Source organism: Fibrobacter sp. UWB1, from assembly GCF_002210325.1.
GTDB lineage: Bacteria > Fibrobacterota > Fibrobacteria > Fibrobacterales > Fibrobacteraceae > Fibrobacter.
In genome coordinates this window covers 52,349-78,229 of sequence record NZ_MWQL01000017.1, presented here as the reverse complement: position 1 = coordinate 78,229, position 25,881 = coordinate 52,349, and the positions used below count along the sequence as shown (strand labels likewise).

The 25,881-nt window shown below is 49.9% G+C and carries 23 protein-coding genes; 6 read left to right on the top strand and 17 right to left on the bottom strand.

From position 1 onward, the window contains the following. Positions 1-266 precede the first annotated feature (266 nt). Positions 267-2,630 (bottom strand): hypothetical protein, encoded by a 2,364-nt coding sequence (locus tag B7988_RS12210; RefSeq protein ID WP_088658128.1) that lies wholly within the window; start codon positions 2,628-2,630, stop codon positions 267-269. A gap of 547 nt (positions 2,631-3,177) precedes the next feature. On the opposite strand from B7988_RS12210, the gene B7988_RS12205 reads away from it, so the two are divergent. Beyond that, positions 3,178-4,533, top strand: a complete 1,356-nt coding sequence (locus B7988_RS12205; protein WP_088658127.1) for an ATP-binding protein — start codon at positions 3,178-3,180, stop codon at positions 4,531-4,533. Between the two features lie 3 nt (positions 4,534-4,536). On the opposite strand, the gene B7988_RS12200 is transcribed toward B7988_RS12205, so the two are convergent. After that, positions 4,537-5,109: a fibrobacter succinogenes major paralogous domain-containing protein gene (locus tag B7988_RS12200; protein ID WP_088658126.1), complete on the bottom strand. Its 573-nt coding sequence runs from the start codon at positions 5,107-5,109 to the stop codon at positions 4,537-4,539. Between the two features lie 143 nt (positions 5,110-5,252). Then, positions 5,253-6,575: an aspartate kinase gene (locus B7988_RS12195; protein ID WP_088658132.1), complete on the bottom strand. Its 1,323-nt coding sequence runs from the start codon at positions 6,573-6,575 to the stop codon at positions 5,253-5,255. A gap of 317 nt (positions 6,576-6,892) precedes the next feature. Between B7988_RS12195 and B7988_RS14930 the strand changes: the two genes are divergently transcribed. Next, complete coding sequence (locus B7988_RS14930; RefSeq protein ID WP_141225664.1) at positions 6,893-7,849, top strand: hypothetical protein; 957 nt, start codon at positions 6,893-6,895, stop codon at positions 7,847-7,849. Between the two features lie 87 nt (positions 7,850-7,936). After that, a complete protein-coding gene (locus B7988_RS12185) occupies positions 7,937-8,827 on the top strand; it encodes a sigma-54 dependent transcriptional regulator (RefSeq protein WP_088658125.1) in 891 nt (296 codons plus the stop codon). A 1-nt stretch (position 8,828) separates the two neighbouring features. On the opposite strand, the gene B7988_RS12180 is transcribed toward B7988_RS12185, so the two are convergent. The 9 genes from B7988_RS12180 to B7988_RS12140 form a co-directional block, all read right to left on the bottom strand. Beyond that, positions 8,829-9,773 (bottom strand): PorV/PorQ family protein, encoded by a 945-nt coding sequence (locus B7988_RS12180; protein ID WP_088658124.1) that lies wholly within the window; start codon positions 9,771-9,773, stop codon positions 8,829-8,831. 193 nt (positions 9,774-9,966) lie between these two features. After that, entirely contained in the window at positions 9,967-10,449 is a 483-nt protein-coding gene (locus B7988_RS12175; RefSeq protein WP_088658123.1) for a hypothetical protein, read from the bottom strand. A gap of 3 nt (positions 10,450-10,452) precedes the next feature. Then, entirely contained in the window at positions 10,453-11,034 is a 582-nt protein-coding gene (locus tag B7988_RS12170; protein ID WP_088658122.1) for a hypothetical protein, read from the bottom strand. Then, positions 11,022-11,468, bottom strand: a complete 447-nt coding sequence (locus tag B7988_RS12165; RefSeq protein WP_141225663.1) for a hypothetical protein — start codon at positions 11,466-11,468, stop codon at positions 11,022-11,024. Before B7988_RS12165 ends, B7988_RS12170 begins: the two co-directional genes overlap by 13 nt. Positions 11,469-11,573: 105 nt before the next feature. Continuing rightward, positions 11,574-13,175 carry a glycosyl hydrolase family 5 gene (locus B7988_RS12160; protein WP_249268991.1) on the bottom strand — a complete coding sequence of 534 codons (1,602 nt, stop codon included), beginning with the start codon at positions 13,173-13,175 and terminating at the stop codon, positions 11,574-11,576. An 8-nt stretch (positions 13,176-13,183) separates the two neighbouring features. Next, a complete protein-coding gene (locus tag B7988_RS12155) occupies positions 13,184-14,734 on the bottom strand; it encodes a glycosyl hydrolase family 5 (RefSeq protein ID WP_088658120.1) in 1,551 nt (516 codons plus the stop codon). A 189-nt stretch (positions 14,735-14,923) separates the two neighbouring features. After that, positions 14,924-15,949, bottom strand: coding sequence for a phosphoribosylformylglycinamidine cyclo-ligase (gene purM / locus B7988_RS12150; RefSeq protein WP_088658119.1), 1,026 nt, complete (start codon positions 15,947-15,949; stop codon positions 14,924-14,926). A 40-nt stretch (positions 15,950-15,989) separates the two neighbouring features. Beyond that, the gene (locus tag B7988_RS12145) at positions 15,990-16,787 is read right to left on the bottom strand and encodes a cyclic nucleotide-binding domain-containing protein (RefSeq protein WP_073323441.1); all 798 of its coding nucleotides are present in this window, start codon (positions 16,785-16,787) and stop codon (positions 15,990-15,992) included. Between the two features lie 3 nt (positions 16,788-16,790). Then, positions 16,791-18,038 (bottom strand): ABC transporter substrate-binding protein, encoded by a 1,248-nt coding sequence (locus tag B7988_RS12140; protein WP_170930652.1) that lies wholly within the window; start codon positions 18,036-18,038, stop codon positions 16,791-16,793. Between the two features lie 117 nt (positions 18,039-18,155). On the opposite strand from B7988_RS12140, the gene B7988_RS12135 reads away from it, so the two are divergent. Further along, positions 18,156-19,073 (top strand): hypothetical protein, encoded by a 918-nt coding sequence (locus tag B7988_RS12135; RefSeq protein WP_073323461.1) that lies wholly within the window; start codon positions 18,156-18,158, stop codon positions 19,071-19,073. A gap of 145 nt (positions 19,074-19,218) precedes the next feature. Here the strand turns inward: B7988_RS12135 and B7988_RS12130 are convergent, their stop codons facing one another. Together B7988_RS12130 and B7988_RS12125 are read right to left on the bottom strand one after the other, a co-directional pair. After that, positions 19,219-19,917 carry an NYN domain-containing protein gene (locus tag B7988_RS12130; protein WP_073323445.1) on the bottom strand — a complete coding sequence of 233 codons (699 nt, stop codon included), beginning with the start codon at positions 19,915-19,917 and terminating at the stop codon, positions 19,219-19,221. 90 nt (positions 19,918-20,007) lie between these two features. Beyond that, positions 20,008-20,952 (bottom strand): hypothetical protein, encoded by a 945-nt coding sequence (locus B7988_RS12125; protein ID WP_249268990.1) that lies wholly within the window; start codon positions 20,950-20,952, stop codon positions 20,008-20,010. A 410-nt stretch (positions 20,953-21,362) separates the two neighbouring features. On the opposite strand from B7988_RS12125, the gene B7988_RS12120 reads away from it, so the two are divergent. Further along, positions 21,363-21,578: a hypothetical protein gene (locus B7988_RS12120; RefSeq protein WP_073323447.1), complete on the top strand. Its 216-nt coding sequence runs from the start codon at positions 21,363-21,365 to the stop codon at positions 21,576-21,578. Positions 21,579-21,717: 139 nt separating this feature from the next. Here the strand turns inward: B7988_RS12120 and B7988_RS12115 are convergent, their stop codons facing one another. Beyond that, complete coding sequence (locus tag B7988_RS12115) at positions 21,718-23,511, bottom strand: penicillin-binding protein activator (RefSeq protein WP_088658117.1); 1,794 nt, start codon at positions 23,509-23,511, stop codon at positions 21,718-21,720. A gap of 1 nt (position 23,512) precedes the next feature. Beyond that, the gene (locus tag B7988_RS12110) at positions 23,513-23,827 is read right to left on the bottom strand and encodes a DNA polymerase III subunit beta (RefSeq protein ID WP_073057116.1); all 315 of its coding nucleotides are present in this window, start codon (positions 23,825-23,827) and stop codon (positions 23,513-23,515) included. 50 nt (positions 23,828-23,877) lie between these two features. Between B7988_RS12110 and B7988_RS12105 the strand changes: the two genes are divergently transcribed. Beyond that, a complete protein-coding gene (locus tag B7988_RS12105) occupies positions 23,878-25,119 on the top strand; it encodes a metallophosphoesterase (RefSeq protein ID WP_088658116.1) in 1,242 nt (413 codons plus the stop codon). Between the two features lie 90 nt (positions 25,120-25,209). Here the strand turns inward: B7988_RS12105 and B7988_RS12100 are convergent, their stop codons facing one another. Beyond that, positions 25,210-25,875, bottom strand: a complete 666-nt coding sequence (locus tag B7988_RS12100) for a hypothetical protein (RefSeq protein ID WP_088658115.1) — start codon at positions 25,873-25,875, stop codon at positions 25,210-25,212. Positions 25,876-25,881 lie beyond the last annotated feature (6 nt).

Sequence of the window (25,881 nt, the reverse complement as noted above, 5' to 3'; positions counted from 1 at the left end):
ACATCCTATTTTTTTACCCCCTTAGAGGAATTTGCGAAAGAAAATATACGTTACCGTTAATAACTATCGTCTTGCTATAATTCATGAGAATTTCTCCTAGTTAATGGTTGTATTTTAGGCGATGATGACGCCTGAGTGCGTTCCAAAAATCATTAAATCGAATCCGGATAGCACCGGTAGAAAGTTCGCGATTTTTTTAGAGCACAAAAAAATGGCGAATTTTGTAAAAATTCGCCATTTTTCCTCAAAATTATAAAATACAGGAATTATTTAATTGTCAGCAAGTAATCTACTACAGGTTTGACAGTTTGGGAAGATTGCAACACAGCGTACTTCAGATATGGATCGACATCAAATTTTCCTTTACTCTTCACGCACTCCACCATCATCTTTACCCCTTCTAGCCACCCATTGGCTATTGCATGGTACAAGGCATTAAATTCCTTAGGACAATTTATGGTAGTTCCATCAATCATCACTAAGGGATTTGCGTGACAATCCAAAAGAAGCCTCAAAATAGCCAATAATTTATTTTCAGGCAATTTTTCCTGGATATAACGATGTTCCCAATATTGTTGTAAATTCCGTTTAATAGTCTTAGCAGGACTGGCTAAATCCTCTTGGACAAGGGCAAAATTTTCGCTATAATTATTAGTATTATACGGAGACGCAGCGTTCCAACTTTTTGCAATCAATCGCGGATCACATCCAGACAATTGTGTAAAATCAACTATTGGACAATTTATTAGTACTTTCTTCAAAGTGGCAGTTTGTTGGATATAATGATATAATCGCGAAACCCAAAAAACGGGTGTTCTTGGTTGAACTTCAGCAATTACATTTACCCATTCGTCAATGTTCTTTTCCCCACAATATTTTTTGTACAAATCAATTACTGAAGATATGATATTTATATCCCCAGTACATACAGCTACGTTCAAAATGGTTCGACGATATAAAGTTGGCCGATGGAATGTTGAAAGAGGCAAGTTCCCTTTTGGCTCTTGATAGTGCGGCAACAACGCTTTAAAAATTTTATAAGCATCTTTATGTTGTTCTTCTACACTTTCAACAAAAATTTTGTATCCGTTTTCTAGATCTTCGTCAAGATTATCGCCCTTTAATACATTGAAATAAGCTTCTTTTCTTGCATACACGTAATCGTTTAACCTTTTATTATCGACTAACAAATTTGATTCGGGCGGGCACATCGTAGTCCGACCAAAATTAAGATGAGCCGTCAAATCAAGATTGATTAGATTCCAGTACAAAGCGGATTCGTTACTTGGCGTAGAAGCATCAATTTTAGCCCCTTTTTTCAATAAATTACACACAATGTCAGGTTCATTAAGTTGCGTATAAAAAATCAACTGGGGACAATTAACCACATCGCCGAATGTCACCTTTTTTTTATTTACTTTTTTATAATCCGGGGCCGGGAAAGGATAGGTTTCTTCTTTTTGTTTCTCATAGAAGTACTGTAAATCTCTCCATTCCTTGAATTTCCGATAATACTTTTGAACAGCTATTTCTTCGTTTTCTTTTTTATCTAATTCAAGAATATTACCATCAATATCAAAAATACCACCTATGTTATACAACCGTTTAAATAGGCCCTTTAAAGACTTCTTCTCATTTTTATCCTTTTCAATTTCTACGTAATTAAATGCAACTAGACTTAAAATCAAGGAATACCAACCCCATTTTTCATGCATTCCGAGAAATAAAAATAATGGAGTAATAGCTCTACTCACCACTAAAGCATCTTTATATCGACGTTGATAAATAAAATGTTTAATTTCTATTTGTGCAATAAATGGATATTCATCAAATGAATACTTTTCTTTGGCCTTTTCAATCCGTTCTGTATTATCCGCAAGCGAATACGGCATTTTGGGACCGATAACCAAATTGTCTATATCTTCCAACTCGTCATCATTTTTTTCTCTTTGGTCTAGATATTCTTTAGAGGCAAATTGCTTCTCATCATGGGGATATTTTTTTGACATGGATTGGAAAAACCACAATACAAGAATCTTATTGCGATTCGCTTTTATGGGCGAATTTTCGACAAGTGCCACATGTTGTAGAAAACGTTCTAGAGCCCCAATTGTCGGAACGCCTCCATCTAGCCAGTCGTATAAGTTATCTAAATACTCTGAATTATCCCCTTCCGGCATTTCAACGTTATAATAAAACCCATTCTTTTCTCCAACAAGTTCTTTTAAAAAATCTTTAAAACCTGTTGTTCTTGAATAACCTTCTAGAGGACTTTTATCTTTGTTAAAGTATTCTTTGAGATTAAAGCGCCTTACAAATAATGTAAACAACATAACATGTAAATAACTATTTTTACTCATTATGTTTGTTCTAGATTGCTTAATAACATTGATATACAACATCATCACTAAATCATAACGCAATTTCATAGAAGATAGGTAATTAACGATATCTTTTTTTGAAATGACTACTCGGCCCAACTGACTATCTGTAATGCGCTTTTTTTCTTCCTCGGAAGGCTTTTCGGGGATACAATGTCCAAGAGCCAAAAGAAATTCTTCTAGCGTCGGATAACGAGAATCTATAGCTAAACTGTTTTCAAGGAAATTATTGTAATCTTGCAATGCCATAACGGCAATATAATCTTTTTATACAACAATAGCATATAAAAAAGAGCGGCGGTTCTATTCGAACCCCGCTCACGAGAAATCCTCGCGCCATCAGGTAACACCACATGGTGCCGTTCAACAGCGATTCGTTTTATATGGCGCCCATCGTTTTGCTCCTTAAAAGCATGTTACCATACGTTTCAAGGCCATTCGCTCGACGAGCGCCCAAAAACAAACCACTATTTCCGAATGACTATTGGACTTTTACGCAAAACAGCTCCAAGCCCAGCGCCCAACACAGGAGCGACTAATCATTATGACTGTTTTTTGGATATTCAGAATATACAAACAAAAATCCAGCCCGTCAAGCTTTTAGGAAAAAATCTATCATAATCCCCTCATAGATTTTACTTCACACACCTGACAGATCTTGCTTCGTCTTTGCCGAAGGCGCTTAGCTTGGCGGCCTTGACACCAAAAAGTTGGAAAAACGGACAAAAACGCACTAAATAAAGTTGGAAAAGCGGCAAAAATTAGTTATTTTAAGGTTGGATAAACGGGAAAGCCTATGATTCAACGCAAAATAGACAACTATTTAGTCGATTTCTACGCCAAGTACAAGAAGGCCTTGCTTGTTACAGGTGCAAGGCAAATCGGCAAGACCAGCTCGATTCGCGAATTCGGGAAAAAACATTTCAAGCATTTTGTTGAAATTAATTTCCTGGAATCACCGGCCGCTAAGGCCATTTTTGACGGAACCGACACTTCTGACATTTTGCTCCGTCTATCGGCATACACCAAAACGAAGCTGGTCAAAAACGAAACCCTGATTTTCCTAGACGAAATTCAGGAATGTCCGAATGCGGTAACGGCGATCAAGTTCCTTGTCGAGGAAGGCTCTTACCGTTACATCATGAGCGGTTCACTTCTTGGAGTGGAACTCAAAGATATCCGTTCCCTGCCGGTCGGATTTTTAAGCATCAAGGAAATGTTCCCTCTAGACCTGGAGGAATTTGCGAATGCGGTAGGCGTGCAGCCGGAAGTCCTGAAATCTATCCACTCTGCTTTCGCAAATAAAACCGAAGTTGATGCGCTTGTCCATGAAAAAATGATGGCAATCTTTCGCCTGTATATGGTTATCGGCGGAATGCCCGCCGCAGTCGCGGAGTATCTGGAATCAAACAACATCCAGAATGTCGTAGAAATTCAGCAAAGCATTATTGAGTTATACAAGAAGGATATTGCCAAATACGACCCCAAGAACAAGTTGTATCTGAACGAAATCTTCGACTTGATTCCGCCGGAACTGAACAACCAGAACAAGAGATTTATCCTGAAAAAACTGAACGAGAATCTCAAGTTCTCGCATTACGAAAATTCCTTTATCTGGTTAAAAGAAGCGGGCGTGGCGATCCCTGTTTATAATGTAGATGAACCCAAAATACCCCTGTTGCTTTCGCGTTCGCGGAACCTATTCAAGTTGTTCCTGAACGATGTCGGATTGCTCACCTGCCAATATGCAAACGGAATCCAGCTGAAAATTTTGAACGGCGACCCCGATATCAATTTCGGCTCTGTTTATGAAAATGTCGCCGCGACCGAACTCAGGGCGCACGGCTTTGATCTTTATTATTTCAACAGCAAGAAGCAGGGCGAACTGGATTTTGTCATTGAACAGAACGGGAATGTACTCCCTATAGAAATCAAGTCAGGCAAGGATTACAAGCGACACAATGCCCTAAAGAATGTTATGGAGACGACCAACTACGCAATTAAGCAGGCAGTGGTGTTTTGCAATGACAACATCCGTGCGAAAGACAGCATTTTATATTGCCCGATTTACATGCTCATGTTCTTGAGCAACGAAAAGATTGTTTTGGGAACGTATAAGATAGATTTAAACGGCTTAGAGTCGCGCGTATAAAGTTTACTTCACGCACCTAACAGACCGCGCTTCGTCTTTGCCGAAGGCGCTGAGCTTAGCGGCCTTGATGCTAAAATCCAATAGCATGTAGTAAGCGAGGCCATCGGGCGTTTCGACAGCGCTCCAGATGTGCGCATAGCCGCCGATACCATCGAACCTGCCATTGCCCTGCCTGTAGCCAGCGGGCAATGCATTAAAGCCGTAATCGTCCGAGCCGTTCCCTTTCTTGAACCAGCCGCTGGTGGACTTAAGTTTTTCACCTGCAAAATCCATGCCGCCAGCGCTTGCGATAAGTTGTTCAAAGTCCGCACGGTTAGGCAGACGCCAACCTTCGGGACAAACTTTCTGCGCAACCTCCCATGTGTAGAGCCGTCCGTACTTGGAGCATTTTCGGTCGTCGCCTTCGGGGCATGCGCTCCCTTCAGCCTCATAATTCAAGTTCTCGGCCATCCAGGTTTGCATACCGATTTGCACAATGTCGTAGCTTTGTCCGTCGCGCGGGTCGGTAAACGATTCCGAACAGGCAACCATCAAGGCCACCAGGGAAAACAAAGACAACAAAATAATAAAACGCATAAAACTCCTAAAAACACTCTATATATAGATTTTTCGCCTACAAAGTTGGAAAACAGATAAAAAATACCCCCGACTGTTAGGTCGGGGGCGGTAATGTTCTTGGATCCTATCGGCCCGTTGGGCCTCCAGGATGACAGTGCAGGTTATTTCACGAACGCGCCGTAGATGGCCTTGATGGCCTTCTCGGTGTCGGCTTCGTCAACACCGGTGATGATGTTGATCTGCGAAGAACCCTGGTCGATGATGCGGACGTTCACCTTGTTCTCGGCGAGAGCGGTGAAGAGCTTTGCAGCCACACCGATCTTGTTCGTCATGCCATGACCCACGGTAGCGATGAGCGAGATACCCGGGAACACCTTGATACGGTCGGGGCGCATCTGCTGCGTGATGTCTTCGAGAACCACGTCCTGCACGGCGTCGAGAGCCTTGCTATCCACCACGATGCTCATGGAGTCGATGGCGCTCGGGCACAGTTCGTAAGAGAGGCCTTCGCTTTCGAGCACGGCGAGCACGCGGCGGCCAAAACCGACTTCCTTGTTCATCATGGACTTTTCAATGTAGATCATCGAGAAGCCCTTACGGCCGGCGACACCCGTAATCGGGAGCTTTGCTTCTTCCGGAGTGGGGCCGATGATGGTACCAGCATCTTCGGGGCGGTTCGTGTTGCGGATGTTGATAGGAATCTTCTTCGCGCGGCACGGGGCGATAGATTCGTCGTGAAGCACGCTGGCGCCGGAGTAGGCGAGTTCGCGGATTTCGCGGTAGCTCACATATTCGATGGGCAGCGGATTTTCGACGATGCGCGGGTCTGCCATAAGCATGCCCGAAACGTCGGTCCAGTTTTCGTACTTGGCGGCATCGATGCCGTTAGCGAGTATTGCGCCCGTGATGTCGGAGCCGCCACGGCTGAAGGTCTTGACTTCGCCACGGAGGTTGCTGCCGTAAAAGCCCGGCAGCACGTAAAGCTGGTTCTCGTCAGACAAGGTCTTCGCGATGTCTTCGTAGGTCTTCGGCGTAATGCGGTACTTGTCGTCGAAGGTGATCAGCGGGAAGGTGTCGACGAAGTTTGCACCCAGGTACTTGGCCATGAGGCGTGCGCACAGGAATTCGCCACGGCTCACGAGGAAGTCGGTGCTGACGGATTCGGGGTGGTTCTTGAGCTTGTCTTCGAGGCTGTCGAGATCTTCGGTCAGTTTGTCTTCGAGACCGAGGTCCTTGCAGATTTCGTCATAGCGCTGACGGATCAGGTTCCACGGGGTCGAAAAGTCGAGGCCCTTGGAGGCGAGGTCGTAGGTGCTGTAGAGGAGGTCGGTAAGCTTTGTTTCCTTAGGATTGCGCTTGCCGGGGGCGGAAACGACGATGACCTTGCGGTTCTTGTCGGATTCAACGATGGCCTTGATCTTCTTGAACTGGCCTGCATCGGCGACAGAGCTGCCGCCGAACTTACATACGATTCTTTGACTCATTTTTTCCTTTCGGGCCACCAAACCTCTCGGCTTCGAGCGCAACCGCTTTCCTCACGGTCGTCGTGCCCAAGCCTACCCATCTGGCCAGCCACTTTTGGTTTACGGCGCCCTTGCGGTCGCCTTTGTGTCTATGTCTGCGACGGTGTTTTACCGTTGCGGGGGCAATAATAGAAAAAACGACAAGACACGGCAAGGTTTGTCAAAAAAATGTCACGAAACCAGGCGAAATTTGGACAAACCTTTTACTTTTTCGTCAAAAGTGATTAAGTAATTTAGCGGTACAGACAAACTAAGCAGCTCTTAAAGGAGAACATATCATGAAAAAAACGCTGATTGCCGCCGCGGCATCGGTATTCTTTATTGTTGCCTGCGGTGACGATTCCTCATCAAACGCATCGAACGATAGCCAGACACAGCCAACAGAAACCGACACAAAAACAGGGCGATATCAAGTCGACGAATCAGAGAATCTCTTGATCATGATTCCCGACAGCACGTACAGATCCGAATGCGTAGCCGTTGGAGAAGATTTCGTATGGGAGCGCCTACCCCTAAACGGTCCCGATACGCTCAAGTATGAATTCCGAGGAGATTCCCTAGCGCTATCCGCCTTCCGAAACGGCAAAAAATTGCCAATTGAAGAAGTTTTCATAGGCGGGAAATCAGGAAAATTCGAAGGAACCTGGTCACAGCCCTCATTCTCACTCACATTCTCTGACGGAAAGTTATCTCAAACGACCATTCTCGACCTAAGTCAAGAAAATGATGAAAATCCCGATTTCATGAACTCCTTTTTTATGGCAAAACTTTATGACGCAATCAACGAAGGAAACCTCTTAACTACTGCAAAAACCATATTCGAAAAAGATTCTTCTAGCGTACAACGTGCCATTGAAGAAAACAAGGTCAATATCAAAAAAAATGAAAAGACCAGCCAAGTCTTCGAAATGAAAGGCAAGACGTTCTCAATTGACATCAAAAACGCAACCGAAACGCCCATTTACGACGGATTCTTTTTCAAAACAGTCAGCGAAATCCAAATAGAACTTTCGGACGGCTCCACGACCTGCAAACTGAACTATTCAGAAAAACTCGTCGACAAGGATTTATGCCATGGCGAAAAATCCGAATTCCTTGTGACAAATGTCTTGAAGAACAAGAGAGGCGAGACGATGCGGGATTCTGAAGGAAATGAAATCGAATCTGCAACTCTTTATAGGGATACGGGCAACGACAGTTTCTCGGAATGCTTCCTTAAAATGAATCTCGACTAGTTTTGTAAAAAATTAGGCGCGAATGTAAATTATTCGCACTTTTGGTATTCAGAGCCTCTAAAAAAGCGTGTATAGTATAGAGGCTTTATGAACAGACACGAATCCATGTTACGCATTGCGGCAAGCTCCGACATCTCGGTGCTACTGCTTGGGGAATCGGGCAGCGGCAAAGAAGTCGCCGCCCGCTTTGTCCACGCTCACAGCAAGCGGGCGGGCGGGCCCTTTATCGCCCTCAATTGCGGGGCGATTGCCAAGGGACTCACCGAAAGCATTCTAGAAGGCCACCGCAAGGGGGCTTTCACCGGAGCCGTCGACGAGCGCCTGGGAGTAGTGCGCTCGGCGGACCACGGCACGCTTTTCTTGGATGAAATCGGCGAGATGCCGTTCGAAATTCAGTGCAAGCTGCTGCGTATTTTGCAGGAGCGCGCCGTAATGCCACTCGGCAGCTGCGACCCCCAGCCTGTAGACTTTCGCCTGATTTGTGCCACCAACCGCAACTTGCGCGCCGAGGTGCACGCAGGGCGCTTCCGCGAAGACCTTTACTTTAGACTGAACGTATTCCCCGTGAAAATCCCGCCCCTGCGAGAACGCGAAGACTTCAATACAATCGCCCAAGAAATCTGGAAAGAAATCGCCGATCACAACCCGCTTAATGCAAGCGAAATCGCACTGCTTTCCAAGCGCAAATGGCCCGGCAACGTACGCCAGCTCAAGAACGTACTGCAGCGCTATTCGCTTTTAAAGCCCTACGACATTACCTTGGGCAACGTGCTTACCGACGAATTCAGCGAGCCCGCCACAGTCGCGGACACTTGCACTCTATACCAGGCAAAATCCAGGCGCATTGCCGAAACACCCGAATGGAACTTAATTTGTTCAGAACTTTCCAAAAACAGCGGCAACAAAAGTGTCACCGCGCAAAAACTAGGCATCAGCCGCGGCTGCCTCAATTATCAAATCAGAAAACATTCCAGTTAAGCTAGAATCGAATGCCAAGCGTCATGTAGTGGTAGCCGCCGTCAAACGCTTTTTTGGGGCTGTAGGCGTAATCGAAATGCGCCATACCGATGGCAACGCCAAGGCCCGCACTGATACCGTCTTCGGTGTCGGGGCGCACCGCGTAACCCATACGGAATGCGAGCATTTCAGCGTAAGTCAGTTCGCCCCCGAATCGCCATTCAGGGTCCTGCATATCGGCGCGGCGGTAAGCGTCGGCAGACATGTGCAAGTTCCAATTGCTCTGCAAGTCAAAGAACTTTGCAATCGGCAAAATGCCCGTAATGCCTGCCTGCAATGCCATCGGGGCAGTTTCATCTTCGCCGTCGTAGTCGCTCATGTAGCCAAAGTTCGTAAGGGTCGCGCCAAAGGCAAAGTATTCATTCACATGGTAGGCGCCACCAACATCGCCAAGGAACGCAATCGCCGATTCGTCATCAATCGTCTGCACACTCAAACGCGCCGACGTTGCCCAGTTAAAAACCTTGCTGCGGTTACCGAGGCCCGCCGAGAGCGACCAGGCGTAGGCACCGTATTCCGACGTCTTGAAACCCTCTTCGTCGCGGCCCTCGATGCCGTCGTAACCCAGGAATTCAAATCCAGCCGACGCCGTGAGCGGGAATTTCCAGAACTCGAACGGGAGCGCCAAATACGCCGTCGTAAAGTCATCGGCCGTCATTTCCGGGAAAATAATATGGTTAATGCCCGCCTCGGCCTCTTGAACTGCGGACATAGCCAGCGGGTTACGCGAAATTTCAGAAGCATTCGCCGCATCGGCAACGCCCGCCCCCGAAAGGCCGGCAGTCCTAGCCGAAGCATGCATCGAGAGGTACTTCATCGATACCCCGCCGGCATCTACGTTCCAATGCTCCCCGGCAAACACAAGGGAACATGCAACAAGACTTATAGCGAGGATCTTCTTATTCATGCCCTACAAGATACAAAATTTCGGGGAGAATTATCCGCGAAAAGGACTTCGTCGGTCCTCTTTGACTTAAAAATCAAAAACCTTATCCGAGAAATTCTTGGAATTCTGATACTTCGAGCAAACCATCTCTATCTTGGTTTCTAAACCAGCAACGATGTTTTTACTATAAGAAACTTTTGCACAAGCAAAATTATCAATAATCATCAATTGCAATATGCAATTCCGTCACCGATGCGATACCCAGAGCCAATCCTGCAGCAAGCGATACACCCCAAGAAATCCCAATAGCTTTAGACCCCGTGGCAAGAAAAAGGGGACACGCAACAGCTGTATACAAAAGACTCCCTACCCCCAAAAACCACGTTACACGAGAAGCCCAATAATTTCCACGCGATTCTGGGTTCGCCTTTAAATATAGATAAAGCTTATCCACATCAACCTTTTCATAATCCAGCTTATATTCCCACTTCAAAAGCCCCACTTCACGATACAACATCTTGTGGCAAAGCATCGGATCTTTTTTAAAACAAGTATTGCCATTGACATCATATCCATTAACAGCGTCAACCTCGGTACTATCTTGAAGTTCGCTTTTTAACGTGTCAGGCAACACCTGCGCAAATAACGCGCAAGGAATCAAAAACGCAAGGGCAATCGCTTTAAGCAGGTTATTCATACACTAGAAAATATTGTACTGGACAGAAAGACCGAAACCGCCGATAAACAGGGATTCGTTATTATTACCGGCCCAGCTGCGAGTCTTGCCGTAACGCCAATGAACCACGTTGTAGTTCGCCGTCACACTAACAAGCAAATTGTCCATTACGTAATAACCCAAACGATATCCGTATTTCGGATATATGCGTTCCTGGTCAATAAATTTTTCGCCAACCTTTTCCTCCATGTAATCCGAAAAATTCGAATAGGTCAACAAATACGAAAAACCGCCAAACGCTTCAACATAGACATTATGGATCTTGACAGACCAGGAGAGCAAATTGATGTCAAGCATGTACAGCGACACACTCTCGTCACCATCATCGTATGAATACCCTGCTCGCGTGAGTCCAAAGGACATCTTGTAGTCAACAATATTTTCCGGTTCGTCAAAAACACCTACTCCAAGGGTATAGCCCACAATACCGGCCGGGCGGTATACGTTATTTTTGCACTGCAGTCTGGAATCACCCAAATTACCGTAAGCAAAAAAGGCATTCGCATATGTCGCAACAAGGAACAGGCAAAGAATTAGTACACGCATCTTGCCCCCTTCTGCTTTGAATAAATGGCTTCACGCCAATAATAAGGCATTTGGCCATAAACATACAATTGTTCTTCAGCACCACCTAAATAATTCATCACCGCATTGTGGGGACCATTCATACGGAAATTTACGTTCATCGTCCCATCCGCTTCCGGGCGCTGGGCTTCAATATCCCATACGTAAATAGAATCATTATAGGGAGACTCTAAATTCACATCCTCTTTCGAATAAAGACGGGTATGAAAATGCAAGACACTGTCTACACACATCTCTGCGCACAAAAAGTCTCTATCACCCATTCCTTCATAGTAATAGCACCCTTGAATATCTTCAAGCGATACCGCCTTATCGGGCGCAGTCGTAAATCCCTGATCCAGGAAAGAACACCCAGCCAAAAGCAACAGAGCCGTTGCAGCCAATAACATTTTCATAAAATGTCTCCTCGCACCCAAATCTAACAAATTAACAATCTTGTGTAAAGTAAAAAAAGTCCCGCGAAATTATCGCAGGACTATTCAAATCACGTTGTTTCCGGCTTATTCCACATCGCAGCCGGCGCTCGGATTCTGCCAGCCGTTTTCCGGAGGAGCTTCGCCCGCCTTCCAGCAGTGGAGCGTATCGAGCACGTCGCCTTCCTTGAAAGTGGACCAGTCCGTCACCTTCTTGAAGTTGTTTTCTAGAGAGGTGTTGTATCGGCTCATGTAGTGGTCAATCAAGTACTGCGGGCATTCCACTTCTTCGATGTAGTAGGTCGGATTGTCTGCGGCCATGTACCAGTCGGCAAACCAGTGGCAACCGCGCAACAAGTTCGGGAGGCCGGCATCGCCGAAGGCCGCATCGCACATACCCTTGATACAAGTCTGGTATTCAACGAGAGTAGCGTCGTAGCCGAGCTGGTTCTGGCATTCGGTCAAGAATCCGCCAAAGCCTGCACCCCAGTTAAAGTCGCTGCCTTTTTTCACCTGAGTTGTAAGAGCGTCAAAGGCGCCCACGCCACCGCCCGGCACCATCAAGTCAAACTGTCCTGCCGGAAGATTAGGATTGCCGCCAGCCACATCCATACCGATGTTAGAGGCCATCACGATCATGTGCTTGCCCTTGAGAGCCTTGTGAGTTTCCCTGGGCGGGTTGTTTTCCATCTCGTTCGCGAAGTGACCGTCGTACTGCAAGTGATAGCACTTGCCGCACTTGCTGTTGGCTGTGCCCGCAACGTAACCATAAGACAGGTTCTCTGTCACCTGGATCGGAGCCATGTCGGTGCAGGTGAACACGCCCTTTTCCTTTTCGTCGCCGCAAGCGCTTCTGGTCCCGTTGTAACCGAACCAAGCCTTACTGACGTCACCCAAGGTAAAGGTAGGGACTTCGACATCGTGGATGTTGCAGTTACGTGCAGTGCCAAAGTCGGCAAGGAACGCCTCGTTGGAAGACGTATCTGCACGAGTTGTATCGTTAGAGCTTTCCTTAAGCCAAGAGCAATGCGGTTTGCAGGCGTCCCAGTAGCGGGTATTCCAGCCGCGCTTTGCCGTAGCGCTAATGTCCTTGGTGTATTCGGCCGGAGGCGCACCGTAAGATTCCAGAGTCGGGAATCCGTCGGGGCCCAGTTCCGGATCCGTATTCACGGAGCCGCTGCTTTCAATAATCCCGGCGTCCGCGCTAGAGGTCGGGTCAGCAGAAGCCGAACTCAAGAGCGTCACATCTCCCGTTTTAGGATCCACAGTGGCATTCGCCTCGCAAATAGGCAGAACGGTGAGATCTACATTCTCCATCACCACCTGACCTAGAGCATTTACAATCGTCCCTTCCGCAAAAGTTCCAATCGAATTTCCCGCAGCATCTGTCACGCGGCCATCGGCATAGATACCCCAACTTTCACCGGCAACATCAAGCAACCAAGCGGTAGAGGTAAGCGCAACCTTATTGCAAGGGTTGTTTACGCGAATCTCGGAATCAGAAGATGCCGGATTCTGAGCATTGACGCTACTTGAAGACAATACCGGATTTTGCGAACCTACACTCGACGAAGAAAGCTCGTTATTAGATGCGTCGTTAGCAGTAATCGTTTTTGTATCGTCACCGCAAGCGCAAATCATGGCGACCGCACCTGCAGCAATTACACTCTTGAATAACTTACGATTCATAAAACCTCTTACGGGGCGCAACCCTGCGGATATTCGTCCGTCAGGCATTCCTGCGTTTCAAGAGCATCACCCTTCTTGTAGTCAGACCAGTCATCACGCCAACGGAAACGGTTGTCCTTGGTCGTGTTGATGGTTGTCATGTAGTGATCAATCAAGTACTGCGGGCATTCCACCTCTTCCCAGTTGTAAGTCGGGTTGTCGGCAGCCATGTACCATTCGGCATACCACTTACAGCCGCGCAGCAAGTTCGGCCACTTTGAAAAAGCCTTTTCGCAGCCGTCAATGATGCACTTCTGGAAATCGGCGACTTCGCCGTCCCAGCCAACCTGTTCAAAGCAGACTCTTCCGATGCCACCACCATTGGCACCAAGTACCGAAGCGTCTGTCAAGCCCAACTGGGTCGAAAGGGCATCGAAGGCGCCCACGCCACCACCAGGAATCAACAAGTCAAACTGGCCAACTTCCACATCGTAACCGATATTGGATACCATAACCACAATATGCTTGCCATTCAGAGCCTTGTGTGTTTTCTTGACATCGCCATCGTTCTTGCCGCCATTATACTGCAAGTGATAACACTTGCCACAACCGAACTTATACTGAGCTCCGGAACCGGCAACATAAGCATACGAAAGAGTGTCGTTCACAGCAATAGGCGCCATGTCCGTGCAAGAGAATGTACCCGTAGCGTCCTTTTTGTCGCAAGCGCTATTGGTCCCTTCATAACCCATCCAGTATTGCTGAACAGCGTGTCCCAGGGTATAGGCAGGAACCTCTACGTCGTGAACATTGCAGTTACGTGCAACGGTACGGCCAGCCTGGAATGTTTCTTCGCTCGTGGTATCAACGCTGCTGAGCCAAGAACAGTGGGGCTTGCAGCCATCCCAATAGCGGCTATTCCAACCGGTCTTTCCGTTATCGCGAATTTCTTTGGTATAAGCTGCAGGAGGTGCACCGTAAGATTCCAGAGTCGGGAACCCGTCGGGGCCCAGTTCCGGATTCGTATTCACGGAGCTGCTGCTTACGGTAGGTTCGATGCCCGCGCTCGAAGTCGGGTCGGTCGGGTCCGTGCCGCCTGCGCTAGAGGTCGGATTCGTCGGGTCACCCGGATTAGCGCCTGCCGAAGAAGCCGGATTCGTCGGATCACCCGGATTGGCGCCGGCGCTAGAAGCCGGATTGGTCGGGTCGCCCGGATTGCTTGCCTCAGACGAAGAGCTGAGCTTTACAGGTAAACCGGTATCAGGATTGATGCTGGCATTTGCAGCACAGGCGGTAAGGTCAGCGAGATTGACATTCTGTGCAAGGGGAGCGCCTGCCAAATCCATGACGATTCCGTCGGCATAGTAGCCCACTGCGGCACCGGCCAGATCGGTCACGTTACCGTCGGCATAAATGACCCAGTTGTTCAAGAGCCACGCGTCCGCCATTACGACAGCCTTTGCGCAGGCGTTATCGGCAATCGGAGTTGCAGGATTGCTCGAAGCGGAATCGTCGCCGCAAGCACAAATCATGGCGACCGCACCGGCCGCAATCATCGACTTCATCAGTTTACGTTTCATACATCCTCTTATTGTTTTTCAATTCTAAAAATAAATTCTGTTGTCCGATTTTCAAAGCAAAATCAAGTTACTAAATCATTATATGTTCCCTAAATGTACACAAAAGGCCCCACGGAACGTGGAGGCCTTTTAATGTGAAATGTGGTATGTGGAATTAACCATCACACATTACACACCACACATTTGTCATTAGTCCCTGAACTTCACCTGCTTGGTGCCTTTCACGACTTCGCCGATCTGCACCCACTTTTCGCCCTTGGCTTCGAGGTGAGCGGTGACTTCGGCCTTGTCAGCCGGATCGATGAAGATGAGCATGCCCATACCCATGTTGAAGGTATTGTACATTTCGTCCTTTTCCACGGAGCCAGCCTGCTGGATGAGCTTGAAGATCATCGGAGGATCCCACGTGGTGCGGTCGATAATCACGTCGACATCGTCCGGCAGAATGCGCGGAATGTTGCCCTGGTAGCCAGAACCGGTGATGTGGGCGAGGCCCTGAATGATCTTCTTGTTGCAGAGATCGATGAGGCTCGGGTAGTAGCTGCGGTGCGGCACGGCGAGAGCTTCACCGATGGACTTGTCCATGCCGTCGACCATGGTGTCGACCTTGTAGCCGGCCACGTCAAAGAGCACCTTGCGGGCCAAGGAATAACCGTTTGTATGCAAACCGGTAGAAGGCAGGCCGAGGATAATGGTACCCGGCTTGATCTTCTTGCCATCGATAATGTTTTCGCGTTCCACCACGCCAACGATGGTGCCGGAAATATCGTAGTCACCCGGACCGTAGAAGCCCGGCATTTCAGCAGTTTCGCCACCAATCAGCACGAGGTCGTTTTCGCGGCAGGCCTTGGCCATACCGGCAACGAGCTTGTCCATCACGCCCGGTTCCAGGCGGCCGGTAGCCACGTAGTCCAGGAAGAACAGCGGACGTGCGCCCTGCACCAGAATGTCGTCGCAGCAGTGGTTCACAATGTCCTGGCCCGGAAGTTCGTGCGTACCCATTTCGATGTCGACCTTGAGCTTGGTGCCCACGCCGTCCACGGAGCTCACGAGCACGGGATCCTTCATGCCGAGGTGGTTCAGCGTGAATAGGCCACCGAAGTTACCCACGTCGCCCAAAACGCCCTGGTTGAATGTAGTACGTACGGATTTCTTGACACCGACCATTGCTTCGTCGGCACGTGCCAAGGACACTCCTGCGTCTGCGTAATTCATCTTTTATCCTTTTGCCCAAGTCTTGGGCACGTGTTAGCCCTTAGTGGGCATTTTGTTTTTCATCAATATTTCTGAGCGCATCCAGAATCAGGCTCGTGGTGTCGGACATCTGGTTGATGTTCACGATGTCAGGCATCAGGTGCGTATCGAGCTTGAACAACGTCTCGTCGCCCCAGGAGAGCATTTTTTCGAGAGCGTCTGGGCCTGCCAGTTTGCCGCACTTGGCACAGCAGATTCGACCATCCTGGAATGCGATAAAGCCCTTTTCGCCACTGCATTCGAACATGACCGTTCCCGTCACGCGGCTCTTTTCCAAAGTTTGCGCAAAATCGATAAAGGGGAGCACCTTCGCAGAAGCAAGGAGCGAAAGCCTTTCGAATTCGTCGAAGGCCTTGTTCTTTGCACGCAGGCGGTCGGCGACCACCTTGTAAAGGTACACCATGATATTCGGGTTCTTGTCCAGGAACTTCACGAACTCGTCGCTTGGAATGTGAAGCACCGTGGCACCTTCTTCGCCAGCAACCACCGTATTGCTCGTGGGTTCGTTACAAATGATGGACATTTCGCCAAAGCAGGCGCCCATTTCGAGCTGGGCAAGCGTATTGTAATGGCCATCGGCCAAAAGTTCGCCACAAATAAAAGCTCTGCCACTCTGCAACACGCAGAACGAATCCCCGACCGAACCACCGTTGATAATGATTTCCCCCGGCTCGTACTCGCGGATCTGCGCATTCAAGAGCAAATAGTCTGCACAGTCCCTGGGCACCTGCTGCAAAAAAGGTGTCCCAAGTTCATAATTGGCTGCAATCCAGTCACCAATACCAGTATGAGTCTTCATGTTCTAAAAGATAAAAATATTATGGTACCAGTCAAAACCCTTTCGGGTAGAATCTGCCCCATTTGTAGAGTTTTGTATACACAGACGCAAATTCGTAAGAATTTCGGCAGGGTATGCGACAGCCGACTCGAAGAAATCGTTCCCGCCGCCGGCACCCTTGATGCCGTCATTCTGGTACACGCGTTTTTCCTTGAACGCCCTGATGTACTTTACGCGGGGTTCGGCCATCAGCAAGTCCTCTACGGTCGCGAACATTCCCGGATTCACCCACACGTCGGCGCTGTCTGCCACCTGCAAGATTTCTTCGAGGCTGAACTGCAGATCCTGATTGGTGTCCGCGGCCCACAGGTAGCAGCCTCCGGCGTCTTTGATAAGTTGTGCGGTAAAGCTCTTGCCGCCCGGCGCATGCCACACGCCGCCGTAGCTCATGCCTACAAGCACGCGGGGGCAAGGTGTGTGTGGAATGTGGGATGTGGAATGTGGAATTGTATCATCTTGAGCGGATTTATGGGGGGAAGTTTCCCCCTCGTTCGCACGTTGTTGCTCGCTACCCCCTCTAGCGGGGGACACCCCCGCAACACCCCCGTCTACAGCCTGTAAATAAGCGTTCTTACTTTGTTCAAAAATCGAATCGGCAAGAGCCTCTACGCCGAACAGGCGCCCGAACAGCTTGATCCATTCGGCCTTTGCAAGCGGGGTGCGTTCCTGCCATTCCGACGTAAGCATCAGCGAAAGCCCGATGGCGCCAATGCGCTCGTAGTCGTCCATGCCGCCGCCAGTCGCAAAGTCGAACACCAAGTCGGGCTTTGTCGCCATCAACTTTTCAAGCGAAAGCGTAGGCCCGTTTCCGACCTCGGCCACCTCGCCTTTTTGGACGCGCGCATACAACAGGCTATCGACCAGGTAGCGCCCCTCGCCTACCGCCACAATGCGGTCGCGCAGCCCGAGGCGCAGCATGTAGCCCACCTGCGACGACGAAAGCGCCACCACGCGCTTGAGTGGCGCGCCCAGCTTGAATCGCTTGATCAAGGTATCGCGCCCCACGATCGAGCGGATTTCGGCATAATCCTCGCCGCAAAGCTTGCCCATTTTAAGGTTTTCGCTATATTCCAGCGCCGGAAGTTCGCCGCAGTCGGCCGTTTTCACGTCGCCTCCGGCCTCGCTTTTGCAGCCCGACAGCCCGAAGGCCGAAAAAGCCATAAAAAGCCCGAAGGCGGCGCCCATGACCATTTTTCCACAAAAATTCAACATCCTAGCTCCTAAAAAAGCACGTAAATCGTTGATTTTTAACATCTTATGAAAATTTCCGATGCAATTTTCCTAAACATAATGTATTTTATAGCCTAGATATTAGCAATGGAATCTTTTATGAAAACAAAGATAGCCTCTTTTTTGAGCATTGTCGCTCTCAGCTTGCTCACCCTCGCAACCGGCTCGTTCGCCGAAGAAGAAGAAGGGTTTTACGAAAAGGACCACGTCCGTGGGTTCATCTCCATTGGCGCCGACTACCGCGGCATGCGCAAGGAATTCCAGCGCTACGTGAACAACACTGCCTTCCAGAACTTCGGTCACCGCGTCAAGTACGCCGTCCCCGATAGCTCCGGCAATATCGATACGGTCCAAACGACTTCGTACGGCGCATTCAGATACGACAAGTTCGATGACTGGTACCTGGGACTCCACGTAAACGTAGGTGCCCAGTACAAGCAGTTCATGACCTGGATCGACTTCAACTTCATGCCCTCCCAGGTGTCTGAACGCAAGGCCGACTGGTATACCGCAGATATTCCCGCAACCGCACTGCCCGAAGGTTCATACGCCGTCACAGACGATTATTTCCCGCTTTACGACGTCGAATGGTTCGCTTACGGCGCCGACTGGATGTTCGCATGGAAGCTCTTCGGCGAAAATGCGCCGATCAACCTGATTCCGGCAATCGGCTTCGGTTTCAACCTCATCAACTTCCACTTCGCCTCCCACTTCGACCATTTCGAAAAGGGCAACGAAGACCACGTGGAAACCGTCCGCGACCGTTTCTACAGCACGTTCGCAACTACAGTCAACTCCGAACTTGAACTCCGCATCGAACTCGGTCGTTTGGCTCTGGGCGGCTACATCGGTTACCGATTCATCCGCTATAACGACCTCGACGTCGAAGGCTTTACCATTCAGTACGGCGCAGTCCCGAACGGCACCGACAACGTCGGCGATACCTACTACCTCGGTCTTCGCCTGACGTGGTACTTCCTTTCTCAATGGGAAAAGAAACAAGCGGATAAACTATAAAACCGCTCGGCTTTAAAGACTGCTCGGCTCCATCGCATTCATAAAAATGTGATATCGCCTCGCTCTCACAACCACGCCTCGTTAATACGAGGCGTTTGTTGTTCACGGAGACCGCTCGCCTCTATCGCATTAATTAAGGCTCGCTTTAATTAAGGCGGCGAGGCGCGTGAGGATCGCGCCCCACCGCCACCTTCGGTCGAGGATTACGCCCTTTGCTAAAAGCGTGTTCGCGCTGGAAGAAAAACCCGCAGGGCGCATCGCCGTTCGGATTGGAATCCAGGATTTTTTCCATGGCCACGTAATGGGCGCAGGTGCGCCTCAGGCACGAATCCGTTTTCCAGCGAACCATGTATTTCGCCTTCGGGTAAATGAATTCCCATCCCAGCACAAGAGTCGGGACTCCCAGCAGGCGCAACCTGTCGGGGAGCGGCGCGTATTCGCCCTGAGTGCTTAAAAGCACCACGGCATCAAGGCGCCTGTACATGGCAAACAGCAGCGCGTCTTCCATGAGCAACATGTTCGGGCCCACGCAACCGCTCTCCGCGGGGTTATTAAAATGCACGCTGTAACCGGCATCCATCAAGGTCTGCTCCAGCCTGAACACGCCCTCGCGGTCGCGCGCGAACACATGCGGGTCGCGGTACGGGTGGTAATAGTGCGACTCCATTTGCAACTCGCGGTACTTGCCGCCCTCGAAGTAGCGTATCGCCTGCGATTCGACCCAGAGCCTTAGACTCCTGAAGTCCAGGCTCGAATGAAACCGGTGAACGTTGCGGTAATAGTCGTTCACCTTTTTCAGGGTAAAGCCATCCAGGAAAAATCCTATGCGGAGCGGTTGCGGCATAATACCTCCATAAAAAGCGTGCCTCTTACTAACACGCTTTTTTTGGGGTACCTAATACCATTTTTCGATGTTAAATTTTCTATACAAAAACTAAAGAAGCTTTTTCTTCTTCAGGTCATCCATCAAAGAGCCCGGCATCCAATCCTTGAGTTCCTTGAACTTCGGGTCGTCCAGGGTCTTGCGCCAGGTATCGGCCTTTGCCTTGTCGCCCTTGTCGCTGTAAATGCGAATCAGGTTCAGCGCCGAGCACCAGTAGCGAATGCTCTTGCCCGTGCGCTTCAAGTAGTCGGCGGCGCTTCGCTCGTAAATGCCCGCGGCCTCGTCGTACTTTTTGAGGCGGTAGAGCATGTCGGCCTTGATCTGCAGCATGACCGGGTGATTCGGCGCCCGCTTGAGCCCGCGTTCGGCAAGCTTAAGCCCTGTCGCAAAGTCTTCCTTGTCGTAATGCATCCAGATGAGCGGCGTCAAGAACAGCGGCCAGAATCGTTCGGACTTTTGCGAGGCAGAGTCGAGAGTGGCCAAGTAAAGTTCGCGGTTGTCCGACTTGAACGGAACCCAGCTAAAGCTCTTGTCTATGTAATAGGCGTAAATGGCAAAGAAGGCGCGAGCCTCGAGTTCCTTGGAATCTTCGAATGCCTTAGCCGCAGAGCGCGTGGTCATTGCCCCTTTGACCGAATGCCCCGTCTCGCCCTGCACGAAACCCATCTCAAAACGGCGCAAGGCATCCCAGAGGCCGGCGGTCTTGCAGTTTTCCAGGAACTTGCCCGCCTTCTGCAAAGCGGCCGTGTCGCCCTTGTCGTCGTAAATGCTGATGCGCACGATGTTTTCGAGCACGCAGCCCGCGCCCTCGTTCTGTGCGCGCAACTTCCTGGAAATTTCCAGGGCGTCGCCATAGCGCAGGGCCATGGTCGCCGAAGTCGCCTTGGACCAGAGTTCGGCCTGCTCCTTGGGGAGCGAAAGCGTAAGAGGTTCGTCGGCAATACAAAGGTTCGCCAAAGCAAAAAGGGCCAAAATAATCGTCTTCAAAAATCGCATCGGTGCAAATTTAGAAAATATGGCAACCCGCGAACCGTCCCAAACCTGTTGATAAACTATTGATAAAAATCACGAATTCACTATTTATCCACAAAAAATGGCTCCGTCTGGACAGTTTTAGAAGGCCCGATTTGCTTACTTTTTAGTCCAAGTTGGAATATAGTCGAAAGCCTTTGACTGGGGTCGCAAACGAGGTGTGAAGGCGCATTCTAACGTGTTGACAGGCAACAACTTAGTAAATGCCATTTTGGACAAATGTGCCAAAATTTCGCAAAATTCCCCAAAAATACGGAATTGTTTCTTAAACCTTACATGAATTTTTAGTATTGCCTAGTCACCCAAAATTATCTATAACTGGTATAGGAGGTTAACAACTTATCAACATGTAAGTAACACGCGACGGAGGTCTTATGAAACTTTTCCATAAAACATCTGCATTGTCATTCTACATGATCCACTCCGGCTTCATGGCATTCAAGGCCCGCGTCAAGGAAGAACTCGACGCTGCCGGCGGCGGGAACCTGGACGACCTCCTGGACGACGACAGCCTGCATGCCTATTACCGCAACGGGGACTCCCCGGACTACGTGGCGGCATCGCTCTGCCCCACCTGCGAAGAAGACTAAGTCAGAACGAATTTCAACTCCGAATTCCGAAATCCGAATTTATCAATCTCTCCCTCCTAGAAACAAAAAATTCCCGCAGCGCGCCGCTGCGGGAATTTTTTGATATCTATTCTAAGTTCTAAACTCTACCAACTAAGCTCTATTTCGCCGGGCAGCCTTCGACGGTTTCAAACTTGCCCTTGTTCACGGTCACGATCTTGGTGTTCATGTTCATGCCGCGCTTGAACTTGATTTCGCCGTACACGCCCTGGAAGTTTGCGGTGAAGTTGATCAGGTTCGTGAGGCTGTTCGGGTTCTTGGCCATGGAGCTGAACACGATGTTGGCGGCGTCGTAGCTGAGTCCGCTGACTCGGTCTTCGCCGGGTTCTGCACCCCAGCGTTCCTTGAAGTCGCTCACGAATTTCTTGAGGCCGTCGTTGTTGCCGCCCATGTCCATAGCAGGCACGCTAAAGTAAGAACTGTCCACCTGGCGCTTGCCCTGGATCAAAAGTTCGCGGCCGTACCAGCCGGAAGCACCCAGCAACGTTCCCGAAATCTTGTTGAAGGCCACCTGGCCCGCCATGAGGCCGGCGTCGCCCGGGTTCGTTGCCGGAATGAAGATGCCCGGGATGTTGAACGTGGAATCCTGCATGTAGAAACGGCGCTCCTTGGCGTTCACGGCGTCGAGGTCGCTTGCCCCGCGGGCAATGTTCTGGCGGCGGTTCAACTGCTTGAAACGCACATCGCGAAGCAGGCTGAATTCGGTCTTGTAGTCGGGGCGGCCTTCTTCGTAGTTGCGGAAGGCAATCACGGAGCCGCCGCGACGTTCCACGGCGGTGGTAAAGCTCTGCGACATCGAAGCGCCATAGCCACCGAGCGGGCTCAAGACCGCGTATTCGCGGATGTTCAGGCACTTGGTAGCGAAGTCGGCGATGCTCTTTGCCAGGTTATCCATGGTGATGTTCACCTGGAAAATGTTCGGGCCCATCTTGGCGATACCGTCGTCGGTTGCCGTCGGGGTAAGCATCGGGATGTGCTGGAAGTTACTGCCGAGCCAGGCGGCAACGGTCGCGGCCGGGGCACTCATAATGGGGCCGATAACAGCCACAATGCTATCCTGGTTAATGGCCTGCTGGGTGCGGAGGAGCGCCTGGGCGGCGTCAGCACGGGTATCGGCCACGCGCAGGTTCACCTTGCCCTTGAGTCCGGCTTTTTCTTGGGCGAGAATCACGCCCTGGATAGCCGCCGCGCCGAATTCGGCATAGTCGCCCGAAAGGGGGGCGAGCACCAAGACCGTCGGCATACCGGCGCCGCGGTCTTCCAAAGATTCAAGTCCCTTTTCGGCGGTGTTGGAGAGGTTTTCGGCTACCCCACCTGCAATCACCTTCTTGTACCAGTAACGGGCTGCCTTGTAGCGCTTGGAGTTCTGGCATTCGCGGCCGATCTGCAGCTGCATCCAGCCCACGATGTCCTTATCGACCGGGTACTTTTCCAAAAGGGCCTGCAACTGGTCGGCGGTCAAAAGCGAGGCGGCAAGCGTCTGGATGGCGACATCCTTGGTGCGGCTGCGGGCGGCCGGGTTCTTGGAGTAGGCGAGAATCCGGAGCATGGCTTCTACACCTTCGTAAACGCTACCCTTTTCGACCAGCACGATGGCGTTAGCCAGTTCCATGCGTTCGCGGTAAACCGTGTTCACGTAGTATTCCAGGAATCGGGAAGAAAGCTTCAAGGCTTCGTCGCGCTTGTGTTCGCGCAAGTAGCATTCCGTGAGCATCACGGCGGCCTTTTCGCCCGAGGACTTGCGGAAGCTGGACTTGTAGACCTTCTGGAGCGGGGCAATCGCCTCGGCACACTGGCCGTTCTGGATTAAGTTCTTTGCCTCACGAATTTCGTCCTGGGCAAAAGCGGAAGCGGCAAGCATTGCCACCAAAGCAAAGGGTAAAAGACGTTTCATACTAGGATTCCGCAGCGGCTTGAACCACGTCGTGTTCTTTCTTGATTTGTTTTTGGAGAGATTCGGGGAGCTTAGCCCAGTCCATGACATCGACCCGGAACGGGAGTCCGCTATCGACAAAAGCCTTTTCGACGGCGGTCATCGCCTCGAAAGAAAGGGGACTGTCTGAAATAACCACCAATTCCAGTTCTGTATCGGGAGTAAGGTCTACTCCAGTGACACGGGCTCCATGCGCCCATACTTCGAGCCCCTCGAAATGAAGGGCCAAGATCCTCTGGACCTTTTCCAAATGATCTGATTCAATACATAAAGCCATACGGGGTCAAATATAGCTAAACTCAAAAAAAGTTTTGCTATTATTGAAACATGATTGCGTTCCTATTTATACTGCTTATTGGCCTTGTGCTGATTTATATTAACGTGAGCAGCGTCGCCAAGGGAAAAACGGGTAAAATTATCGGTGCCGCAGTGCTGTTCGTGCTCTTTTTGGGCATGTTCTTGCGCTCTACACTGATCGGTAGTTTAATTGTCACCTTTTTTGCGGTCTGGCTCCCCAATTCTCTAATTCTTTACATTCCCTGGACACTCTACAGAATCGGTTACTACTTTACGCAGCCGCATCACCTGAGCCGCCACCTGGTACGCCGCGTAAGCCGCTACCTGCTCGGAATCACATGCGCATTCACGTTCATATTCATCGGCTACGGCATGCAGCACAACGATGAATACAAGACGAACTTGCTTACTATCGACTTGCCGGGCGTTTACACCGAAAGCTTTACCGCCATATTCTTTAGCGACATTCACGTAGACCCGCTGTTCAAAGCCCAAAAGCTTGAACGCTTTATTGCACAGGTCGATTCTATTAAGCCCGACTACTTGTTATTCGGCGGTGACCTCGCAGATATTACCACCGAAAAGATGGACCACGCGGGTTACGATAGTTTGTTCAAAAAACTGACCGCCGGCGCGAAAGTGGCGGCAGTTGCCATCAACGGAAATCACGAAGCGTTCATGGCGAACTCGGACAACAGTCCCGAAGAATGGATGCGCAAGGTAGGCTTCGTGGTGCTCGACGATTCTACCGCATGCCTGGGCGGCGTCTGCTTTACGGGCCGCACCGACTTTACGGTTGCCCGCAGCAGGGACACCGAACGCAAGCCGCTTAGCGAACTCATTCCCGATTCTATAAAGATCGTGGAACACGTAAAAGATACTACGGATTCTCTCGCAGATTCTACAAGGACAGTTGCCGCGCAAGATTCGACCATGGATACCGTTGCCGCCGCCCCTGCAATTACTTACGACACAATTCCACTTTACCGCCCGTGGATTCTCTTGGACCACCAGCCCAAAGGAATCGAAAAAGAACACAGGGGAAGACTCCCGGACTTCGCGCTTTCGGGCCACACGCATAACGGCCAGTTCTTCCCGGTCACCTTTCTTATCGACTACGTATGGAAACTCGCCTACGGCAAGGGCGCACTCAGCGGCGTGCTCTGGCTCGTGAGTTCCGGCTTCGATTGCTGGGGACCGCCTGTGCGCTTAGGGAGCGACTCCGAAATCTGGGTGATTAAATTCAAGGCGAAAGGCCAAGAAAATCAGTAAAGACTTCAAAAGCGCCAAACAAGGCGCTTTTTTGATTTTCAAGCGAAAAAGATTTTGCGTCTTTGAGAAAAATGCAGTCTTTCTGCAACCTCACTCCACGTCAAACATTTTCATCGGAAGGACGCGTCTCTGTTTTGCCCTCAGCACTTCGAGAACGACCGTACTTTCTCCGCCCTGCGGTGTAGTCGTCTTGATAACCACCTTCTTAAGCGTTCCCGGCAACGGGCAAGAATTATCGCAATATTCGAACTCGCTTACGGCATTCGCCCCGTTCACGACTACAGACATTTTCATGACGCGCTTTTTCTTTTGTGAATAGTAAAGCGTTGGCTTGGACGGGTCCTTGGGTGTAATCTTCCAGAGGTTCCCTTCGGCGACAGGATTGTTATAATCTTCGGGAGAACCCATCTGCTTGTTCACATCGGCTGGGTTCTGCGCGGGTATGTTCTGCGCCGGGAGTTTTTTCCCGGTTTTCAAGTCCGTGACCTTCATGCGTCCGTTGTTCTGTACCATTTCCATCTGCATCATGCTGGACTTGATGGTTGTAATGGACTTGTTTTCACCGGCGGTAAGCAGGGCCATATTCACAACCTGAGGCTGCATATTGGGAAGCGTCACCGTGGTACGCATCTGCATCTCGCAAGTGTCCGGGAAAGCGGATTTCTTCTGGTTGTCAAAGACCGTCTGTAGACTCAGTGCATTGGCTTGAATGACAACAAAGGAAACGACGGCAAAAATTTTAAACAAGTTATTCATTATTTA

Bases quoted from the DNA above. Each gene is read 5' to 3' on its own strand.
- B7988_RS12210 (WP_088658128.1), bottom strand. From the start codon at position 2,630: ATGGCATTGCAAGATTACAATAATTTCCTTGAAAACAGTTTAGCTATA.
- B7988_RS12205 (WP_088658127.1), top strand. From the start codon at position 3,178: ATGATTCAACGCAAAATAGACAACTATTTAGTCGATTTCTACGCCAAG.
- B7988_RS12200 (WP_088658126.1), bottom strand. From the start codon at position 5,109: ATGCGTTTTATTATTTTGTTGTCTTTGTTTTCCCTGGTGGCCTTGATG.
- B7988_RS12195 (WP_088658132.1), bottom strand. From the start codon at position 6,575: ATGAGTCAAAGAATCGTATGTAAGTTCGGCGGCAGCTCTGTCGCCGAT.
- B7988_RS14930 (WP_141225664.1), top strand. From the start codon at position 6,893: ATGAAAAAAACGCTGATTGCCGCCGCGGCATCGGTATTCTTTATTGTT.
- B7988_RS12185 (WP_088658125.1), top strand. From the start codon at position 7,937: ATGAACAGACACGAATCCATGTTACGCATTGCGGCAAGCTCCGACATC.
- B7988_RS12180 (WP_088658124.1), bottom strand. From the start codon at position 9,773: ATGAATAAGAAGATCCTCGCTATAAGTCTTGTTGCATGTTCCCTTGTG.
- B7988_RS12175 (WP_088658123.1), bottom strand. From the start codon at position 10,449: ATGAATAACCTGCTTAAAGCGATTGCCCTTGCGTTTTTGATTCCTTGC.
- B7988_RS12170 (WP_088658122.1), bottom strand. From the start codon at position 11,034: ATGCGTGTACTAATTCTTTGCCTGTTCCTTGTTGCGACATATGCGAAT.
- B7988_RS12165 (WP_141225663.1), bottom strand. From the start codon at position 11,468: ATGAAAATGTTATTGGCTGCAACGGCTCTGTTGCTTTTGGCTGGGTGT.
- B7988_RS12160 (WP_249268991.1), bottom strand. From the start codon at position 13,175: ATGAATCGTAAGTTATTCAAGAGTGTAATTGCTGCAGGTGCGGTCGCC.
- B7988_RS12155 (WP_088658120.1), bottom strand. From the start codon at position 14,734: ATGAAACGTAAACTGATGAAGTCGATGATTGCGGCCGGTGCGGTCGCC.
- purM (WP_088658119.1), bottom strand. From the start codon at position 15,949: ATGAATTACGCAGACGCAGGAGTGTCCTTGGCACGTGCCGACGAAGCA.
- B7988_RS12145 (WP_073323441.1), bottom strand. From the start codon at position 16,787: ATGAAGACTCATACTGGTATTGGTGACTGGATTGCAGCCAATTATGAA.
- B7988_RS12140 (WP_170930652.1), bottom strand. From the start codon at position 18,038: ATGTTGAATTTTTGTGGAAAAATGGTCATGGGCGCCGCCTTCGGGCTT.
- B7988_RS12135 (WP_073323461.1), top strand. From the start codon at position 18,156: ATGAAAACAAAGATAGCCTCTTTTTTGAGCATTGTCGCTCTCAGCTTG.
- B7988_RS12130 (WP_073323445.1), bottom strand. From the start codon at position 19,917: ATGCCGCAACCGCTCCGCATAGGATTTTTCCTGGATGGCTTTACCCTG.
- B7988_RS12125 (WP_249268990.1), bottom strand. From the start codon at position 20,952: ATGCGATTTTTGAAGACGATTATTTTGGCCCTTTTTGCTTTGGCGAAC.
- B7988_RS12120 (WP_073323447.1), top strand. From the start codon at position 21,363: ATGAAACTTTTCCATAAAACATCTGCATTGTCATTCTACATGATCCAC.
- B7988_RS12115 (WP_088658117.1), bottom strand. From the start codon at position 23,511: ATGAAACGTCTTTTACCCTTTGCTTTGGTGGCAATGCTTGCCGCTTCC.
- B7988_RS12110 (WP_073057116.1), bottom strand. From the start codon at position 23,827: ATGGCTTTATGTATTGAATCAGATCATTTGGAAAAGGTCCAGAGGATC.
- B7988_RS12105 (WP_088658116.1), top strand. From the start codon at position 23,878: ATGATTGCGTTCCTATTTATACTGCTTATTGGCCTTGTGCTGATTTAT.
- B7988_RS12100 (WP_088658115.1), bottom strand. From the start codon at position 25,875: ATGAATAACTTGTTTAAAATTTTTGCCGTCGTTTCCTTTGTTGTCATT.